This is a genomic window from Luteolibacter sp. AS25, from assembly GCF_046736275.1.
Classification (GTDB): domain Bacteria; phylum Verrucomicrobiota; class Verrucomicrobiia; order Verrucomicrobiales; family Akkermansiaceae; genus Luteolibacter.
Genome location: NZ_CP151837.1, coordinates 2929216 through 2947845 on the forward strand (window position 1 = coordinate 2929216; position 18630 = coordinate 2947845).

The 18630-nt window shown below is 54.0% G+C and carries 15 protein-coding genes; 12 read left to right on the top strand and 3 right to left on the bottom strand.

Annotated elements, in window-relative coordinates; all coding sequences use genetic code 11:
• Nucleotides 1-9: 9 nt before the first annotated feature.
• The 8 genes from AAGA79_RS13470 to AAGA79_RS13505 all read left to right on the top strand — a co-directional run bounded on the left by AAGA79_RS13470 (nt 10) and on the right by AAGA79_RS13505 (nt 8061).
• Entirely contained in the window at nt 10-732 is a 723-nt protein-coding gene (locus tag AAGA79_RS13470) for a thermonuclease family protein (protein ID WP_411826330.1), read from the top strand.
• Between the two features lie 17 nt (nt 733-749).
• A complete protein-coding gene (locus AAGA79_RS13475; RefSeq protein ID WP_411826331.1) occupies nt 750-1106 on the top strand; it encodes an arsenate reductase family protein in 357 nt (118 codons plus the stop codon).
• A 140-nt stretch (nt 1107-1246) separates the two neighbouring features.
• Nucleotides 1247-2356, top strand: coding sequence for a histidinol-phosphate transaminase (gene hisC / locus AAGA79_RS13480; protein WP_411826332.1), 1110 nt, complete (start codon nt 1247-1249; stop codon nt 2354-2356).
• 49 nt (nt 2357-2405) lie between these two features.
• Entirely contained in the window at nt 2406-3287 is an 882-nt protein-coding gene (dapA, locus tag AAGA79_RS13485; protein WP_411826333.1) for a 4-hydroxy-tetrahydrodipicolinate synthase, read from the top strand.
• A gap of 83 nt (nt 3288-3370) precedes the next feature.
• On the top strand, nt 3371-4447 hold the full coding sequence (locus tag AAGA79_RS13490; RefSeq protein ID WP_411826334.1) for a pyridoxal-phosphate-dependent aminotransferase family protein: 1077 nt from the start codon (nt 3371-3373) through the stop codon (nt 4445-4447).
• A gap of 124 nt (nt 4448-4571) precedes the next feature.
• Nucleotides 4572-5975 (top strand): pyruvate kinase, encoded by a 1404-nt coding sequence (gene pyk / locus AAGA79_RS13495; RefSeq protein WP_411826335.1) that lies wholly within the window; start codon nt 4572-4574, stop codon nt 5973-5975.
• A gap of 204 nt (nt 5976-6179) precedes the next feature.
• Nucleotides 6180-7538, top strand: coding sequence for an NADP-specific glutamate dehydrogenase (gene gdhA, locus AAGA79_RS13500; protein ID WP_411826336.1), 1359 nt, complete (start codon nt 6180-6182; stop codon nt 7536-7538).
• Nucleotides 7539-7653: 115 nt separating this feature from the next.
• Nucleotides 7654-8061: a DUF2141 domain-containing protein gene (locus tag AAGA79_RS13505; protein WP_411826337.1), complete on the top strand. Its 408-nt coding sequence runs from the start codon at nt 7654-7656 to the stop codon at nt 8059-8061.
• Between the two features lie 142 nt (nt 8062-8203).
• Here the strand turns inward: AAGA79_RS13505 and leuS are convergent, their stop codons facing one another.
• Together leuS and AAGA79_RS13515 are read right to left on the bottom strand one after the other, a co-directional pair.
• The gene (leuS, locus tag AAGA79_RS13510) at nt 8204-10750 is read right to left on the bottom strand and encodes a leucine--tRNA ligase (RefSeq protein ID WP_411826338.1); all 2547 of its coding nucleotides are present in this window, start codon (nt 10748-10750) and stop codon (nt 8204-8206) included.
• Between the two features lie 138 nt (nt 10751-10888).
• Entirely contained in the window at nt 10889-11356 is a 468-nt protein-coding gene (locus AAGA79_RS13515) for a thioredoxin family protein (RefSeq protein ID WP_411826339.1), read from the bottom strand.
• Between the two features lie 69 nt (nt 11357-11425).
• Here AAGA79_RS13515 and rdgB point away from each other — a divergent pair, with 69 nt between their 5' ends.
• Both rdgB and AAGA79_RS13525 read left to right on the top strand, forming a co-directional pair.
• Nucleotides 11426-12025 carry an RdgB/HAM1 family non-canonical purine NTP pyrophosphatase gene (gene rdgB / locus AAGA79_RS13520; RefSeq protein WP_411826340.1) on the top strand — a complete coding sequence of 200 codons (600 nt, stop codon included), beginning with the start codon at nt 11426-11428 and terminating at the stop codon, nt 12023-12025.
• A gap of 50 nt (nt 12026-12075) precedes the next feature.
• Nucleotides 12076-12597 (top strand): peptidoglycan endopeptidase, encoded by a 522-nt coding sequence (locus tag AAGA79_RS13525; RefSeq protein ID WP_411826341.1) that lies wholly within the window; start codon nt 12076-12078, stop codon nt 12595-12597.
• A gap of 1 nt (nt 12598) precedes the next feature.
• On the opposite strand, the gene AAGA79_RS13530 is transcribed toward AAGA79_RS13525, so the two are convergent.
• Nucleotides 12599-12895, bottom strand: a complete 297-nt coding sequence (locus AAGA79_RS13530) for a DUF3817 domain-containing protein (RefSeq protein ID WP_411826342.1) — start codon at nt 12893-12895, stop codon at nt 12599-12601.
• 229 nt (nt 12896-13124) lie between these two features.
• On the opposite strand from AAGA79_RS13530, the gene AAGA79_RS13535 reads away from it, so the two are divergent.
• Nucleotides 13125-15956, top strand: a complete 2832-nt coding sequence (locus AAGA79_RS13535) for an ATP-binding protein (protein WP_411826343.1) — start codon at nt 13125-13127, stop codon at nt 15954-15956.
• Nucleotides 15953-18487, top strand: coding sequence for a response regulator (locus AAGA79_RS13540; RefSeq protein ID WP_411826344.1), 2535 nt, complete (start codon nt 15953-15955; stop codon nt 18485-18487). The genes AAGA79_RS13535 and AAGA79_RS13540 overlap by 4 nt, the downstream gene beginning before the upstream one ends.
• Nucleotides 18488-18630 lie beyond the last annotated feature (143 nt).

Consider the following 18630-nt stretch of genomic DNA (forward strand, 5'->3'; position numbering starts at 1 on the left):
CTGCTGAACATGCCCCGTAAACGCCGCTCCAAAGCCTCTTCCATCCTACCCATCCTTATCGTCATCGCAGCCGTTGCGATCTGGATTTACGATACCTATCAGGCCCGAGACACCTCGAACCCCCGCGCCACCAGTGCGGAAACCACTCCCTCGCGGCAGGCTCCGGCGAAAACCTCAGGCGGAGTATCCGCTGACCAGCCCACCCGCACAGGCGGCTACGATACCTACCGGAACTGCACACTCTCCGTCGATCGCGGCAATGACGGCGACTCCTTCCGTGTAAAACTTCCCGACGGACGCAAAGAAATTATCCGCCTCTATTTCGTAGATAGCCCGGAAAGCGCCTTCAAAACCTACGGCGGCGGGCGCAACAACCACGAGCGCATCCAGCAGCAAGCCGATGCCATGGGCCGGATCACCTCCGCGCAAGCCGTGGAAATCGGGAAAAAAGCGAAGGACTTCACCCTCAACCACTTGGGCAAAGCCCCATTCACCCTGCATACGGCCTGGGACAGCCCGTTCAACGATCAACGCTACCACGGCTTCATACAGGTCAGCTATAACGGCAAAACCCGCTTCCTACATGAACTTCTCGTGGAAAAAGGCTACGCCCGCATCCACACGAAAGGCGGAAAACTCCCAGACGGCACCTCGGAGCGCAATCAGGAGGATCACCTCTTCGACCTTCAACGCACCGCCCGCTCGAACAAAGCCGGCGCCTGGGGGCTTTAAGTCCAAACCTACATTGTATGAAAATCTTCACTCTCAAAACCTGCGATTCCTGCCGCAAGGCCACGAAATTTCTGAAGGAAAACGACATCTCCTTCACCGAAATCCCCATCCGCGAGACTCCACCCAGCCTCCAGGAACTCCGTGCAGCCCTGGAATCCACCGTTGATTTAAGGAAACTCTTCAACACCTCCGGCCAAGACTACCGCTCCCTCAATCTCAAGGAAACCCTCCCCACCCTTTCCGAAGAGGCAGCCCTCGAGCTACTCGCCTCCAATGGCAACCTTATCAAACGCCCCTTCCTTATCACCGCAGACACCACCATGGTCGGCTTCAAACCGGAAATCTGGCAGGAAACCCTGGTCACAGGTCCATAGGCATCACCCGCTGAGGAAATTTTACTTCCACATATTTGTGATTGTGAAAAATCCTCCGCCCAGCCTTATCCTTTGCCCCCTCACCAGTTTACGTTTAGAAAAGACCCGAGACCACAGCGCCTCAATACCAACGCACCGACATGCCCATCTCTGATTTCGCCAATTCCTTCGTCTGCGACCTCGTAGCCTACGAGCCGGGAAAACCAATCGAGGAGACCGCCCGCGAGCTCGGGCTCGATCCTTCCTCCATCGTCAAAGTCGCCTCGAACGAAAACCCGCTCGGCCCCTCCCCGCTTGCCAAGGAAGCCATGCGCGCAGCCATCGAAAACGCACACATCTACCCGGACGGCGGCGGCTATAAGCTCCGCACCGCCATCGCGGAAAATCTCGGTGTTGATATTTCCAACGTAGTCCTCGGAAACGGCTCCAACGAAATCATCGAGCTGCTCTGCCACACCTTTCTCAACCGCGATGCGGAACTCATCGCCGCCAAGCACGCCTTCGTCGTCTACAAACTCATGGCCACCCTCTTCGGCGCGAAATATGTCGAAGTTGAAGACCCGGGTTTCATCCACGATCTCCCGGCCATGGCGGATGCCATTACGGAAAACACACGACTCGTCTTCATTGCGAACCCGAACAATCCCACCGGCACCCAGGTCACTCAGGAAGCAATCGATACCTTCGTCGATCGCCTCCCTCCACACGCCATCGCCGTATTCGATGAAGCTTATTTCGAATTCCTCGACACTCCGCCTGATGTGCTGAAACACGTCCGCGCCGGGAAAAATGTCATCGTCCTCCGCACCTGCTCCAAGATCCACGGACTCGCCGCTCTACGCATCGGCTACGGTATCGCACCCCCGCATCTCGCAAATCTCCTCCAGAAGGCACGCCAGCCGTTCAATACGAACGCCATCGCCCAGGCTGCCGCTCTTGCAGCCCTGAACGATACGGATCACATCGAGAAAACCCGCGAAATTAATCGGCAGGGCCTCGATTTCTATGAAAAGGCGTTTGCAGAGCGGAACATGGAATACGTGCCATCCGTCGCCAATTTCATCCTAGTCAACGTCGGCGATGGTGACCGAGTCTTTAAGAAAATGCTCAAACAGGGCGTCATTATCCGCGCGATGTCCGGCTACAAGCTCCCCGCCTGGGTCCGCATTTCCATCGGCACCGCAGCAGAAAACAAGCGCGCCCTCGAGGTATTGGACCAGGTTCTTGCGACTGCAGTGACCTCCGCCTAGGTCGCGATCCACTATTTACATTCCCACCTTGTGCGTTAAACGTCCCGACATGAATTTCGCCGGCACTCACACAGCACTCATCACCCCGTTTCGCGACGGAAAAGTGGACCCTGAAGCCTTTCAGGCACTGATCGAGCGCCAAATTGCAGCCGGAATCACCGGCATTGTCCCCGTAGGCACCACTGGTGAATCACCTACCGTCGACCGCGTCGAACACATCGAGACCATCCGTCTCGCCGTGGAATTCGCACAAGGCCGCTGCCAGGTCATCGCCGGCACAGGTGCCAACTCCACCGCGGAGGCAATCGAACTCACTCAGGCAGCCGAACAACTCGGAATCACCGGTTCACTTCAGGTCTGCCCGTATTACAACAAGCCCTCGCAGGAAGGCATCTACCGCCACTATAAGGCAATTGCCGAGGCCACGACCTTACCGATCATGCTTTACAGCGTGCCTGGCCGCTCCGTCGTCGAGATCGGACCGGAAACGGCCGCTCGTCTTGCCGCGGATTGCCCGAATATCACTGCCATCAAGGAAGCTGGTGGCTCGGTGGACCGCATCAACCAGCTCGTCCATGCACTTCCGGAAGGCTACGGTATTCTCAGCGGAGACGATCCACTCACTCTTCCGTTCATCGCATGCGGCGCAAATGGACTCGTATCCGTGGCAGCAAACATCATCCCGGAAGTTCTCGTAAAACTCGTCAATCACTGCCTCAACAACGAGTTCGCCCAAGCGCTTTCGATCCAGAAGGAATATTACCCGCTTCTCAACGGCCTGATGTCACTCGACGTAAATCCCGTGCCGATCAAAACCGCCAGCCACCTGATGGGCCACTGCACGGATGAGCTTCGCCTCCCCCTCGCTCCGTTGGCGGATGATAACCTCTCGGCACTCCGCAAACTTCTCACTTCCTACAATCTCATTTAACAAACCTACACCTATCGGGGATAGTCCCGGACCTCGCTGGATCCACTTCATCCCCGGTAAACAAACCCTTCCAAATCAATACCATGCCTACTCCTAAGCTCTTCAATCCAGGCCCCGTCGACGTATCTCCGGAAACCTACGCAGCCATGGCACACACCATGATCGGCCACCGCGGTGGTGATTTCGAAAAACTCTACGCCTCGCTCCAGCCAGGCCTTAAGGAGATCTTCGGCACCGAGCGTCCGGTATTCCTTTCCACCTCCTCCGCCTGGGGAGTCATGGAAGGTGCCCTCCGCAACCTCGTCCGCGAAAAAGTTCTCTGCCTCTGCTGCGGTGCCTTCTCCGATAAGTGGATCGATGTAGCGCAGAAATGCGGCTACGAAGCTGAAAAAATCCAGGTTGAATGGGGCGAAGCAATCGATCCGGAAGCCGTCCGCGCAAAACTTTCCGAAGGCGGCTTCGATACCGTGACTTTCATCCATTCGGAAACCTCCACCGGCGTTCTCAATGACCTCGCAGGCATCTGCGAAGTCGTGAAATCATTCCCGGATACCATGCTCATCGTGGATACCGTTTCCTCCCTCTCCACCGTCGATATCGATATGGACAAGCACGGAATCGACGTCTGCCTCGCAGGTGTCCAGAAGGCACTCGCACTTCCTCCCGGCCTCGCACTCTTCTCCGTTTCCGACGCAGCCATGGAGCGCGCCAAAGGAACTCCGAACCGTGGCTACTACTTCGATTTCCTCGAATTCGCGAAGAACGACGAGAAGAACAATACCCCTACCACTCCCTGCATTTCCAACCTCTTCGGCCTCCAGTTCATCCTCGGAGAAATCGAGAAAGAAGGTTTCGAAGCACGCAAGGAGCGTCACGCGAAAACAAATGCAATGATCCACGCCTGGGGCGCGAAACATGGCTTCGAGCTCTTCGCTCCGGAAGGCCGCCGCTCCTTTGCTCTCACTTGCTTCGCCACTCCGGACAGCCTCGATCTCCCGGCATTCATCAAGGCTCTGAAGGAGAAACACAACCTCCTCATCAATGGCGGCTACGGCAAAATCAAGGGCTCAACCTTCCGCATCTCCAATATGGGTAACGAAACGGAGGAAACCATCCAGGAACTTATCGATGCCATGGACGATGTCCTTGCAGCCCTTTAGGTCTGAATTTCCCTTCGAATATACGCCGTTATCTTCCTGCCGACACCAGACCTCAACATGGCTAGGCATAAGCTCTGCTTCATAGGGGAGACGGCGCAACTCAAACCATCCAAACGAAACCATTATGGCACGTAAATCTAAGATCACCATCACACTCGGACCAGCTACTGAAACTCCGGAAATGATCGGTGCACTCATCGACGGCGGCGTGAACGTATTCCGCCTCAACATGAGCCACGCTCCTCACGAATGGGCCGCAAAAATGACCAAACAGGTCCGCGCGGAATCCGAGAAGCGTAATTCGCACACAGCTGTGCTTTTCGACCTCACCGGCCCATCCATCCGCACCGGCGATGTCGAGACACCTTACGAGCTCAAAATGGGCGACAAAGTGGAATTCCGCGCGGAAGGCTCTGACGCCTCCATCCCGATCTCCACCACAGTCAACTACCCGGGCATGATGAACGACGTCACCGCAGGCAACGTACTCGTTGTCGATAACGGTGCCCTCCTCATGCACATCGACCGCGTGGACGATGACCGCATCATCTGCGATGTCCGCACTCCAGGAAAACTTGGTTCACGCCGCCACATCAACCTTCCGGGCGTACGCCTCAACCTCCCGGCCCTCACACCGAAGGATCACAAGGACCTCGCCCTCGCCGTGGAATGCGGTGCGGATTTCATCGCCGGCTCATTCGTCCGCGATGCAGCCCACGTTCGTGAACTTCGCGAAGCCATGGAAGCCCTCGAGGGTGATGCACAGATCGTTTCCAAAATCGAAGACCAGGAAGCCGTCCGCAACATCGATTCCATCATCAAGACCACGGACGTCATCATGGTGGCCCGCGGAGACCTTGGTATCGAAGTCGATTTCGAAGACCTCCCGATCCTCCAGCGCCGTATCGTCAAGCGCTGCCACGAGCTCGGCACCCGCGTCATCGTTGCCACACAGCTTCTCGAATCCATGATTTCCAACCCGACACCTACCCGTGCCGAGGTTACCGACGTCATGAACGCAGCCTACGAAGAAGCAGATTCCCTGATGCTTTCCGGTGAAACCTCCGTCGGTCTTTACCCGGAGCGTTGTGTCGAGGCTCTCGTCCGCATCACTTCCCGTATCGAGCGCTCCGGCGGTCACGGCTTCGGCCAGAACGTCATCCTCCGTGATGAGCGTCAGAAAACTGCCCGTGCAGCCGTCACCCTCGCGGATTCCCTTCCGGATGCCCGCCTCGTAATCCTCACCCGTCGCGGTGTCCTCGCGAACCACGTCGCCATGATGCGCCCGCGCACCAATGGAATCTACGCTGTCACCCCAACCGGGAAAGTTTGCCGCCAGCTCTCGCTCACCCGCGGTATTCGTGCATTCAAAATGGCATTCTCCTCCAATATCGAAGAGACCGTCGAACGCGCAACGGAGGAGCTCCGCTCCCTCGACCTCGTTCGCCCGGGAACGCCGATCGTGATCGTATCCGATATCCTTTCGGATCACTTCGCGGCGAATTCCATCCTGCTCCACCACGCGTAGGGCACGCTTTTCTTAACTGGAAAATAGTTCAAACCAAAGAGCGCTGTCGTTTTCTGAACGGCAGCGCTTTTTTGTGCTAATTTACAGAAATTCCGTAAACTCCGTGGCCGCCTCTTTGCAAAGGATCCGACCACTCTGGTTTTTATGGAAAAACGGAATGAAAGACAGTTGCACACCCTCCAACAACCAAGGATTTAATCGATAATGAATACAAAAACCAACTCAGAGAAGGAAATCAAAGCCTTCATGTCCGGACTCAAGAGACGTAATCCCGGCGAAAAAGAATTCCACCAGGCGGTTCACGAAGTTGTCGAAACCCTCCTTCCCTTCACCGCGGAGCATACGAAATATCGCGATGGATACATTCTCGAGCGGATGACCGAGCCCGACCGTATCATCACATTCCGCGTAACATGGGAAGACGATGCCGGACAGATCCACGCGGACCGTGCATGGCGCGTACAGTTTAACAACGCCATCGGTCCCTACAAAGGAGGTCTCCGTTTCCACCCGACCGTCACCCAGAGCGTCCTAAAATTCCTCGGCTTCGAGCAGGTCTTGAAAAATTCCCTCACCGGCCTCCCCATGGGCGGTGCGAAAGGCGGCTCAAACTTCAACCCAAAAGGACGCTCCGACCGGGAAATCATGCGCTTTTGCCAATCCATGATGATCGAGCTACACCGCCACATCGGTGAGGATGTCGATGTCCCGGCAGGCGATATCAACGTCGGCGCACGTGAAATCAGCTACCTCTTCGGCACCTATAAACGCCTCGAAAACCGCTTCGCCGGTATCCTTACCGGCAAAGGCCTCGCCTTCGGAGGCAGCCTCGTCCGCAAGGAAGCCACAGGCTACGGAGCCGTTTATTTCATGCAAAACATGCTCAATCACGCCAATGACGAGGTGAAAGGTAAAACCGCACTCGTCTCTGGCTCCGGCAACGTAGCCCTCTACTGCATGGAAAAACTTCTCCACCTTGGGGCAAAAGTTCTCACCGCATCCGATTCCTCCGGCTTCATCCATGACCCGAAAGGCATCGACCGCGAAAAACTCGATTGGCTCATCGATCTCAAGGAAAACCGTCGTGGCCGCATCAGCGAATACGCTGAAAAATTCGGATGTGAATTCCACGAGGGAAAAACGCCTTGGGGGGTCAAGGCAGACCTCGCCTTCCCTTGCGCAACCCAGAACGAACTCCACGAAGTAGACGCCCAAGCCTTGGTCAAAAACGGCTGTATTGCCATAGCTGAAGGTGCAAATATGCCCTCCACAGCCGAAGCTATCGAAGTTTTTCTCCAAAACGATGTCCTCTTCGGCCCAGCAAAAGCCGCCAACGCAGGCGGAGTCGCCGTCTCCGGTCTTGAGCAAAGCCAGAATCAACTCCGCATCAGCTGGAGCCGCGAAGAAGTCGATGATCGCCTCAAAAAGATCATGGAGAACATCCATTCAAAATGTGTCCAATATGGGACCCGTGAAGGAAAACCCGTGGACTACAAGTCCGGAGCGAACATCGCCGGCTTCGTGAAAGTAGCCGACGCCATGCTGGCCTACGGCGTCGTCTGATCCAGGTGACAATCGCTGCCTCTACTCCTTCCGCATCCGAAAGTTGGCATCATTGCGGGAAGAGCCCGGGGATTTTCAAGTTTCATCAGCTTGAAAAATTGAGTAGTCCTGCCCTATGCGCATTCTTTTGCTTCTATTTGCTTTGATCGCGAGTTCCTGGGCAGATCCGGTGACCGTGACCATCACCGGGATACGCAACGACCAGGGTCAGGTGGCGGCACTCGTTTACAACGCCGAGAAAGGCTTTCCCGATCAGAGAGGCAATGCCTTCAAAATCGTGGCATTACCAGCAAAGAAGGGCTCCGTGACACTAACATTGAAAGGGCTCGAGCCGGGGAAATATGCAATAGCAGTGATCCACGACGAGAATTCCAATGAGGCGATGGAAACTAATTTCATCGGCCTGCCCAAGGAAGGCGTCGGCGTAACCGGCGGAATGGGCTACTCGAAGCCCAAGTTCCAAAAATCCCTCATTAATGTGGCTGCGGGACAGAATATTTCGATTTTCCTGAAATACTTTTGAGTGATTCCCGAGAGATCGCCGTGGTTCAAACAGGGCCATATCTTAACCCGTCTGAACTCGGCCTATCCCATTGCCGGACAGGCACTTACCTGAGCAAAAAAATACGCGGCCACTCCATTGAGCAACCGCGTATCTTTTAGATTTATCCTACTACGAGATTCATGATCTTGCCCGGAACGTAGATGAGCTTGCGCAGGGTTTTCCCTTCCACGTATTCCTGGATTTTCTCCGAGGCGAGCGCCAGTTCCTTGGCCACTTCCTCGGGAGCATCTTTCGCCATCCAGATCCGGTCACGGAGCTTTCCGTTCACCTGAATTACCAGATCACATTCGGTCTGGATGAGTGCTTCCTCACTGTATTGCGGCCACTCGGTTTCCGAGAGGAGACTCGCCGGCAAACCAAACCTGGAGGCGACCCGCTCGTAGACTTCTTCCGTCAAATGCGGGGCGAACGGGTTTAGAACTTTAAGGAACTGCACGAACTCCACCACCGGTGTCGACTTTGCCTGGGTGAAGGCATTGGTGCAGATCATCATCTGGGAAATTGCGGTATTGAAGCTCAGTTTCTCGATGTCCTCGCCGACTTTCTTGATCGTATCATGCACAACGCGCAACAGCTCTTTGTCCGTGCATTCGTCTGCGGTGATTTTTTCGGAAACTCCTCCATCATCGGTGACTGCCAGCCTCCAGACACGGGCGAGGAATCGGGAAACCCCTTCCACACCCTTCATTTGCCATGGTTTCACCTGCTCCAGCGGTCCCATGAACATCTCGTATAGACGCAGGGAATCCGCTCCGTAGAGTTTCACAACCTCATCAGGGTTCACCACATTGCCACGTGATTTGGACATTTTCTGCCCATCCTCACCCATGATCAGACCTTGGTTAACCAGTTTTTGGAAAGGCTCAGGCGTATTCACATGCCCGAGATCAAAGAGAACCTTGTGCCAGAAACGTGCATAGAGCAGGTGCAGCACCGCATGCTCGGTACCACCGACATAGAGATCCACCATTCCCGGCTTATCGCTTGTCCAGTAGTCTTCCGCTTCTTTTGAAATGAATCGGTCCGTATTCTTAGGATCGCAGTAGCGCAAATAATACCAGCAGGAGCCGGCCCATTGCGGCATGGTATTCGTTTCACGGATCACTCCATCAGGCAGCTCCACCCAATCGCGGGCTTTGGTCAGAATCGGTTCCGGTGAGCCGGATGGCTTGTAATCCTCCAGCGCAGGAGCAAGCAGCGGCAGCTCGGATTCCGGCAGTGCGAAGTGCTCGCCGCCTTTCCAGGTGATTGGAAACGGCTCGCCCCAATAGCGCTGGCGGGAGAAGAGCCAGTCACGCAGCTTGAATTGAACCTTGCGCTCCCCTTTCCCGTTATCGCCAAGCCAGTGAAGCATAGTCGACTTGGCTTTTTTAGTCGGGAGATCGTTGAGGAAATCGGAATTCACAGCCGTTCCAGGTGCGGTGTATCCCTGCCAATCGGAATCATCCTTCGGCTGGACGACTTGCACTACCGGCAGTTCGAATTTCTGCGCGAATTCAAAATCGCGCTCGTCATGCGCCGGCACCGCCATGATGGCGCCGGTGCCGTAGCCCATCATCACATAGTCAGCGATCCAGATCGGGATCTCTTTCCCGTTCACCGGATTCACAGCGAAGGCTCCGGTAAACACACCGGACTTGTCCTTGTTCAGATCGGTGCGATCCAGATCGGACTTCGAGGAAATTTGCTTCTGGTACTTTTCTACCGCCTCCTTGTTTTCAGCCGTCGTGATCTGCGGCACGAATGGATGCTCCGGTGCCAGAACCATGTAGGTGGCTCCGAAAAGTGTATCGGGACGGGTGGTGAATACCTGCACCTCTTTATCTGAACCCGCGATTGCGAATTTCACCTCAGCACCCTCGCTGCGGCCAATCCAGTTCTTCTGCAGCAGCTTGATGCCCTCCGGCCAATCCAGCGTGTCCAGCTCATCAATCAGGCGCTGCGCGTATTTCGTAATCCGCAGCATCCACTGACGCAAAGGCCTGCGCTCGACGGTGTGGCCCTTGGATTTCCATTCCTCCACCTCTTCATTGGCCAAAACCGTGCCAAGATCCGGGGACCACCACACAGGCGTGTCCGCCACGAATGCCAGGCGCACGGCATCGATCTGCTCGCGGCTCCAGCCCTTCGCTTCCAGCTCGGAAACCGGCTTTGCCTTGTTCTCTTCCTCACAGAAATAGGAATTGTAGATCTCCAGGAAAATCCACTGCGTCCACTTCACGTATTCCGGATCCGTCGTGGCGATTTCCCGGTCCCAATCATAGCCGAAGCCGAGTGATTTCAGCTGGCGGCGGAAATTCTCGATGTTGTCCGCGGTAGTGATGGCAGGGTGCTGCCCGGTCTTGATCGCGTATTGCTCCGCTGGCAGGCCGAAGGAATCGTAACCCATCGGGTGCAGGACGTTGAAACCCTTCATCCGCTTGTATCGGCCGATGATATCCGTGGCTGTGTAGCCTTCCGGATGGCCGACATGGAGACCGGCACCGCTTGGGTATGGAAACATATCCAGCACATAATATTTCGGCTTCGAGGCATCGAAGCCATCATCGCCAGGCCCCAGCGTGCGGAAGGTTTTTTCGGAATCCCAGCGGGACTGCCACTTCGGCTCGAAATCGGAAAAAGGGAACGGTTTGCGTGTTTCGGACATGACTGTGATCGTAAAAAAATGAGCGCTGTCGGCAGCGGGCGGGAAAGTTGCGCCACAGACCCTGCGATGAAAAGAAAAACCCTGCTACAGCGGAGAGCCGTAGCAGGGTGAAATTTTTCGGGAGATCAGAATTTCTGATCAGTCCATTTCCTTTTTCTCCAATGCCTCATCGAGATGGGCGAGAAATGGATCAACCTTAGGGAACTCGGATGCGAAGAATCGATCGAACTCTTTTCCTTCAGAATCCAGGAGAATCACAGTCGGGAAGCCTTCGATGGCATACTTTTCCGCAACAGGCTGATTTTTTTCCTTCAGCTCCGGGTCACCGTTCGGGAAATCCAGATGCACGAGGATGAAGTCCTCGGAAGCTTTGGTGTAGAAGTCCTTTTTGGAGAAAACTTCCTTCTGCATCATAATGCAGGGAGGGCACCAGTCGGATCCGGTGAATTCAAGCAGCACGCTCTTGTTCTCTTTTTTCGCCAGTTCAATGGCCGCGTCCACATTGTCCTGCCAGCCCTCAGGCGTCTTGGCAAATGCTGAAGCTGACATTGCGACCGCTCCGAGGGTCGCTACTGCGAGGTGGGTAATTGCTTTCATCATAGTCATAGGCGTAATCGGAGTGATTTTTATTCTAAAAATCTTGGCAAAACTTCGAAAAAAACAAACTTCGGGTGCATGCAGAAACTTCCACCGCTCATCCTGGCAACGCGCAATGCCCACAAGACCGAGGAAATCCGCCACCTTCTCGGCCACTGCTTCGAGGTAATGGATGTCACATCCTTTCCGGACCTCCCCGAAATCGAGGAAACCGGAACCACATTTTTAGAAAATGCCCGCCTCAAAGCGCTCGGCATCAGCAGCCGTATCGATGGCTGGGTATTGGCGGATGACTCCGGACTGGAAGTCGATGCGCTCGATGGAGAGCCCGGTGTCTACTCCTCCAGCTACGGCGGAGAAGAAGGAAACCATACACTCAACAACCAGCGGCTCTTGAAAGAAATGGCCGGAAAAGAGAATCGCTCAGCCCGTTTCCGCTGCACACTTGTCCTGGCAAAGTCCGGCGAAGAAAAGGGAGTATTCCGGGGAACGGTGGATGGAAACATAGCCGATAACGCCTCCGGCACCGGTGGTTTTGGCTATGATCCTCTATTCATACCAGCCGGTCACGATAGCTCCCTCGCCGATCTCGGAGCAGAGATCAAAAGCACACTGAGCCACCGGGCAAATGCCATCCGAACCTTCACCGAAGCCGTTGAAAGCGGGAAAATTATTTAATTTTTAAAAATAATCTAGAAATCTTAACTTTTTTTGATATTTTACTGCACATGAAAAAGCCGCTTCTCCTGCTTTTGTTTATCTTTCCGATTTTTGCCTTCACCTCCTCCTGCTCCAATCAGAAGAAGGCGAAGCAGCCTGTTTCCTACCGTTTTGATCACGGCCGCACGGCTATGCTCAAAAACGGCATCGCCTACGCACCCCGCAATGCCCCTGCCGCCGTAAAGCGCGCGATCGCTGCCGGGAATCGCCTCCAGCGGATGCCTTACAAATGGGGAGGCGGCCATGCGAACCATCATGACAATGGCTACGATTGCTCCGGCAGCACCTCCTACGTATTGCGCGAAGCCGGCCTGATGAAGGGCTCGCTCACTTCCAGAGGATTTTTCGAATACGGGAAAAAGGGCAAAGGTGATTGGATCACCGTCTATGTCAGAAACGGCCATGTATTTATGACCGTAGCGGGACTTCGCCTCGATACAGGTGGCTCCCGCGATAGCACCGGGCCACGCTGGAAGACCGTCACCCGCGCTTCGAAGGGCCACGTTGTGCGTCACCCTTCCGGCTTGTAGATCAGGCCGCCTGATCTTCTTTCAACTTCCGCTCCAGATAGAACGGAGCGAAGGGCACCAACGAGCATACGAAAGCTAAGGCCACCTTCTTCAGCGGCCACTTGCGGTCGATCCATACGTATCCGAGCACCAGGCAAAAAACGACGAACAAGATACCGTGGATCATCCCCGGAACTTGAATCGCATCCTCCTCGCCGAGGATTCTTTTGTGATAAATCGCAAAATACAGGAGAACCAGAAAGGAAACACCTTCCAGGAAACTCACCAGCCGCAGCATTTTGATAGGTAGGTTGGACATCGCGGGCACAGTTTCCCCTTTTCCGGAAAATCTCAAGAAATAGCGCACTACATCTTTGACCCTTCCCTGCTCCCGGAGCTCTCCGGGCTTTTGGAAAATCCATTGGATAACCCACTGAATTTAAGACTGGTCCTCTTCAACCCGAAACCTGACCATTTTCGGGATAAGTCAGGAAAACTGGCTCACGCGGGTTCCATCCATGCGCGGTAGCCCAACCTGCACAGTGAAAATGACTGAAAAAGCCCACATTATTCCCAGCTTTTTGATCCGTGCCGTCGCCATCTGCATCGGGTTTCTCGGGATCTTGGTCATCTCCGGCTGGTATCTGCAGTTCCCGAAATTGGTCCAGATTCTACCGACTCTGGCGCCCATGCAGTATAACACGGCATTATGCTTTATTATTGCCAGCTTGGGGCTCTGCGCCGCCACCCTGAATAGACGGGGATCAGTGGCAATCATCGGCACATTTTTGTTTCTGATAGGTGGAGTCTCCGGGATTCAGTACATCCTTGATCTCGATCTGGGCGTTGATGAGTTGCTGTTCACTCACTACATTTTCACTGAAACATCACACCCTGGAAGGATGTCGCCTCCAACGGCCCTGATGTTTTCGCTATCGGGGATATCACTGATTTATCTTGGGATCGAATATCAGGAACTCGTAGGAATCCGTGTAGCGGGGCTCCTTGGCTCGCTTGTCGCAATTCTCGGAGTGATAGCCATGGTCGGCTATATTTTCGGTCTGCCCGGGGCCTATGGTTGGGGCCATCTTACTCCAATGGCCCTCCATACAGCCTTGGGCGCGTTGCTCCTCGGACTCGCCCTAATGGGCATATCGTGGTTGATGGAGTCTGGAATCACGCTCCATTCACCTGCCTGGTTACCAATTGGCGCCGCCACCGCCACCCTATTTGCCACGCTTGTATTCTGGAATGCTCTCAAGGGAGAAGACCGGAACCAAACTCTGCGTACAGTCGAAGCACGGTCGGATACCGTAAAATATCAGATCCTTACCCACCTGAATTCGAGAAAGCAATCGCTCCACCGTATGGCAGAGCGGTGGGAAACCGCCGGGACTCCTGATCGGAAGATATGGGAATCCGATGCTACGATGGTTACAGGCGATTTTCCAGGCTACCGGGCCATCGTGTGGGTGGATGAAAACGGAATCACCCAGTGGAAAGCTCCTGTGGAAGAGTATGATTCCCTGATCTTAGGTCTTTCGCAGTTGCGGGAGGAACATCGGAGACAAGCATTGGAAGACGCCAGAACTACCGGACTGGCAGTGATCAGCCGTCCAATTAATCTTTTGTGGGGCGGCAAAGGAGTTTTCCTCGTCGAGCCGCTTTCCTCCAGCGGGAGATTTCAGGGCTATCTCGTAGGTGTTATAGCTCTTAATCCGTTTTTCGACGCGATTCTGACGGAAGACATCTGCCGGGGATATTGTGTAAAGGTCTATGAGGAAGGTGAAAAAATCCATGAGGCCAAGACCTTCGGCCTCCCCTTTTCACACAAGCATGAGCTTTGGCAGCGAATTCACTCCGATGGCGCAGATTGGCAGATCAAAATATCACCTACCCTGAAAACGGTCAAAAATTTGGAATCGCCTTATCCCAGAGCAGTATTACTCGGCGGAGTGGTTCTTTCGATGCTTCTGAGTCTCTCGATCTACCTGACCCAGTCAGCCTTTACCCGCTCGGAGGAAATGGCCTCCGCGAACAAATATCTGATCCTTGAAATCGCTGAGAGGCAGAAAGCGGAGAAAGAACTCGAGGAAGTGGGGGCACTTCAAACCGCAATCCTATCACATGCCGCATACGCCGTCATATCCACTGATCCCGCGGGCACCATCACCAGTTTCAACCCTGCCGCCGAAAAAATTCTCGGATACCTCCCCGAAGAAGTTATCGGAATAGCCAGCCCCATACTTTTTCACCTTCCTGAAGAAATTCGTTCACCTTTTAATCAGAAGCAACCTACTGATCCCGATTCCGATACCGCCGATTTTTCGATTCTGGTGAAAAACGCCCGAAATAATCGCTCGGACAAAGCCGAATGGACCTACCGCCGTAAGGATGGAAGCCGGATACCGGTATCGCTGGCTGTTTCCGCACTGTCCGATCAGCAGAGGAAGATCACTGGCTATGTATTCATCGCCAGCGATATTTCCGAACTCAAGCAGACAATGTCTTTGCTAAACGATACCCATGCGGAACTCGTCGAAACGTCCCGTAAAGCGGGCATGGCGGAAGTCGCCAGCAGCGTTCTCCATAATGTGGGTAACGTCCTCAACAGCGTGAACGTTTCCTGCTGCGTTCTGGTGGCCAAGATCGTGAAATTCCGGGTGGAAAGCTTATCGAAGGCCTCGACCATGCTGGATAGCAACCGGCAGAATCTCGGGGAATTCATGACCAATGATCCCACAGGGAAAAAGTTCCCGGAATTCCTCGGAAAACTGACCGCGAGAATGCAGGAGGAGCAGCAGGAGGCCCTTGCGGAGCTTTCCGCACTCACCAAAAACATCGATCATATCAAGGACATCGTAAATATGCAGCAGAGCCACGCTACGGTCTCCGGCCTTGAGGAGATGCTCCCCATCTCCGAATTAATTGATCACAGCCTCCAAATCAATGGGGTATCACTGGCCCTTTCAGACGTAAACATCATACGGAAAATTGATAATATCCCGGATATTTCCGTCGATGGGCATCAAGCCATCCAAATTCTGGTGAACTTGATCAGCAATGCGAAACACGCCTGTGAAGACCTACAGCAGGGCAGGAAAACAATCACTATCCGCGCTATAAAAAACGGAAAAAACGTCGAGATTTCAGTGTCCGACAATGGAATTGGAATCGAGGAAACAAACCTTACCCGTATCTTTTCCCACGGCTTCACCACACGCCCGGACGGTCATGGTTTCGGCCTTCATAGTAGTTCTCTCTCTGCAAAATTAATGGGCGGGACCTTGCTGGCGGAAAGCGGGGGACCAGGAAAAGGATCAACCTTCACACTCGTTCTTCCCATCAAAGAAGCTGTAACCAGGAAAAGCCAGGCATGAACGAAACAGATCAAACGGCTCGTATCCTGATCGTTGATGACAATCGTGCGATTCATGAGGATTTCAGGAAAATCCTTAGTCTGGACGTAAGAAGCTCCAGTTTCGATAGGGAGGAAGCGGACTTTTTCGGTTCCGAACAACCACCAGCGGAGGGCAGTCCCTTCGACCTTTCATTCGCCAGCCAGGGACAGGAAGCCCTTGAACTCGTCGAGGATTCCATCGCAAAGGAGCGCCCTTTTTCGGTCGCTTTCATTGATATCCGTATGCCCCCGGGTTGGGACGGGATTGAGACCAGCCAGAAGCTATGGGATGCGGACCCTGATCTCCAGATAGTGATCTGCACCGCATACTCCGACTACTCCTGGGAAAAAATTATCGGCAAACTCTCCCGCGCGGATCAATTCCTGATTCTCAAAAAGCCATTCGACACCATCGAAGTAAGGCAGTGCGCCCATGCATTGGCATCGAAATGGCGACTCTTCAGGAAAAACCAGGCCCGCACCGATTCCTTGGAATCTCTAGTCCGTATCCGCACTGCGGAACTCATCGAGGCAAGGGATACAGCTCTGGAGTCCGTCCGTTTGAAAAGCCGGTTCCTGGCAAATATGAGTCACGAGATCCGAACGCCCATGAACGGAATCATAGGCATGGTGGATATATTGACGCATACGGCTCTGAACAGGGAGCAGACCGACCACATTCATACCATCCGTGAAAGTGCGGAAATGCTTCTGAATATCATCAACGATGTCCTCGACTCGTCGAAAATCGATGCCGGTAAGCTTGCTATCGAGACGCAGAGATTCGATGTCCACAAACTGGTGGAAGGCACCATTGATGTAATTTCCAGTACAGCTCAAAAAAAGAAACTCGAGATCTCATTCTACATCGCACCGAATATTTCCCCGTATCTGAAGGGCGATGCAGGCCGCCTGAGACAGGTCCTTACAAATATCCTCGGGAACGCCGTAAAATTTACCAACTCCGGTGACGTTTCCCTCTATGTGACAAACGTTTCGGAAAACGAAGACACCTCCAAACTCCGCTTCGAAATCAAAGACACGGGGATCGGCATCGCGGAAGATTCCCTGCATGAAATCTTTGAGCCATTTTGTCAGGGGGATGATTCCGACTCACGGAATTATGGCGGAACCGGCCTCGGATTATCTATTTCCCGGCAAATAATCGAAACCATGGGCGGGGAAATCATGGTGATGAGCGAGCCCGGGATCGGCTCCACTTTCTGGTTTGAAATTCTTTTCGAAAAGCAGAAGGAAATGATCCGCATACGGCCGGAGCACAGCGGGGAATTGGCAGGCCGGAAGATCCTGCTTGTCGGGGAAAGTGCCCCGACTCGCGAAATCCTAGAGCTACAGCTTGGAAATCTGGGGGCGCAGGCGCGCAGCGTTAGCGGCGGAAAACAGGCGGTTGGAATCCTCAGGCAGGCAGCCGATCAAGACGAACCGTATGATCTCGCGATCCTTGACCTGAAGCTGGCTGGAATAACCGGCCTCGAACTGGCGGGAATGATATCCTCCTCACCGAGATTCAAGAAAACCAGCATCCTGCTTCTTGTCCCCTTCGGCACACAGATCCCGGAGAAAGAACTGAGGGATGGTGGCATTGGCGGCACCATTACCAAGCCAGTGAAGGCAGACCGGCTATTTGAGGGAATTCGCTCGATCCTCTACTCCGATCCCCTCTCTGGGGAAGAACCTACCGCGGAGCCGTCCAGCAAGCATCACCCGACGGAAAAACTCTCAATTCTTTTGGCCGAGGATAACCTGATTAATCAGAAAGTAGCCAAACTCCAGCTACGCGAGCTCGGTTATGAAGCGGATGTCGCCAACAATGGACTTGAAGTCCTCGATGCTCTGGGCGAGCGCCACTACGACATTATTTTGATGGATTGCCAGATGCCGAAGCTGGACGGCTACGTCGCCACCAGCGAGATTCGCCAGCACTATGATCAACCGATCCGCATCATCGGTATTTCCGCAAACGCCATGGCTGAAGACCGGCAGAAATGCCTCGATGCCGGAATGGACGATTATATCAGCAAGCCGGCCAGCACACATGCGCTTGAAAAGTTGATCCACGGCAGCAGTGCATCTTCCACCCCGGCAACGCCGCCTTCCAACCCCTTGTTCAGCTCGGCAATCGACTTCGATCTATTCTCGGATATCACAGCCGGGGATCCCCTGCTTTTCGAGGAATTCGCAAATGACTATATCCAACAAGCCTCTGAAATCCTCAACGAGATGGAAGTCGCAATTGCCTTCCGCTCAGCCGATGAGATCCGCCTGCTCGCCCACAAACTCCGGGGCTCCAGCGCCACGTGCGGCATGAAGGGTATCATCGCGCCCCTGGACATGTTGGACAAGTCTGCCATCCAGAAAGCCCTGAACCACGCGAAGCAATTTCATGATGAAGCATGGAACCAGTTGCAGATAATTTATAAGTTACTGAACTTCAGGGCGAAGCTCAATAATCTGAAGATCACATCCCCAAACCGCTCGCCCAAAGCATAAGGATTCCTTTGGAAAAATCTCTTTCAGAGTACCTGAACGTCCACACATAAGCGTATACGATAAGTCCCTTTGACCCGGATTCATAAGCATTGATACTTTACCCACACGAAATAAGTGTAAAAAGTCACTAGGATCACCGGAAA

Coding starts and splice junctions, on each gene's coding strand:
- AAGA79_RS13530 (WP_411826342.1), bottom strand. CDS start 12,895: ATGTCCAACCTACCTATCAAAATGCTGCGGCTGGTGAGTTTCCTGGAA.
- AAGA79_RS13535 (WP_411826343.1), top strand. CDS start 13,125: ATGACTGAAAAAGCCCACATTATTCCCAGCTTTTTGATCCGTGCCGTC.
- AAGA79_RS13525 (WP_411826341.1), top strand. CDS start 12,076: ATGAAAAAGCCGCTTCTCCTGCTTTTGTTTATCTTTCCGATTTTTGCC.
- AAGA79_RS13540 (WP_411826344.1), top strand. CDS start 15,953: ATGAACGAAACAGATCAAACGGCTCGTATCCTGATCGTTGATGACAAT.
- AAGA79_RS13490 (WP_411826334.1), top strand. CDS start 3,371: ATGCCTACTCCTAAGCTCTTCAATCCAGGCCCCGTCGACGTATCTCCG.
- pyk (WP_411826335.1), top strand. CDS start 4,572: ATGGCACGTAAATCTAAGATCACCATCACACTCGGACCAGCTACTGAA.
- dapA (WP_411826333.1), top strand. CDS start 2,406: ATGAATTTCGCCGGCACTCACACAGCACTCATCACCCCGTTTCGCGAC.
- hisC (WP_411826332.1), top strand. CDS start 1,247: ATGCCCATCTCTGATTTCGCCAATTCCTTCGTCTGCGACCTCGTAGCC.
- AAGA79_RS13470 (WP_411826330.1), top strand. CDS start 10: ATGCCCCGTAAACGCCGCTCCAAAGCCTCTTCCATCCTACCCATCCTT.
- AAGA79_RS13515 (WP_411826339.1), bottom strand. CDS start 11,356: ATGACTATGATGAAAGCAATTACCCACCTCGCAGTAGCGACCCTCGGA.
- gdhA (WP_411826336.1), top strand. CDS start 6,180: ATGAATACAAAAACCAACTCAGAGAAGGAAATCAAAGCCTTCATGTCC.
- AAGA79_RS13505 (WP_411826337.1), top strand. CDS start 7,654: ATGCGCATTCTTTTGCTTCTATTTGCTTTGATCGCGAGTTCCTGGGCA.
- rdgB (WP_411826340.1), top strand. CDS start 11,426: ATGCAGAAACTTCCACCGCTCATCCTGGCAACGCGCAATGCCCACAAG.
- AAGA79_RS13475 (WP_411826331.1), top strand. CDS start 750: ATGAAAATCTTCACTCTCAAAACCTGCGATTCCTGCCGCAAGGCCACG.
- leuS (WP_411826338.1), bottom strand. CDS start 10,750: ATGTCCGAAACACGCAAACCGTTCCCTTTTTCCGATTTCGAGCCGAAG.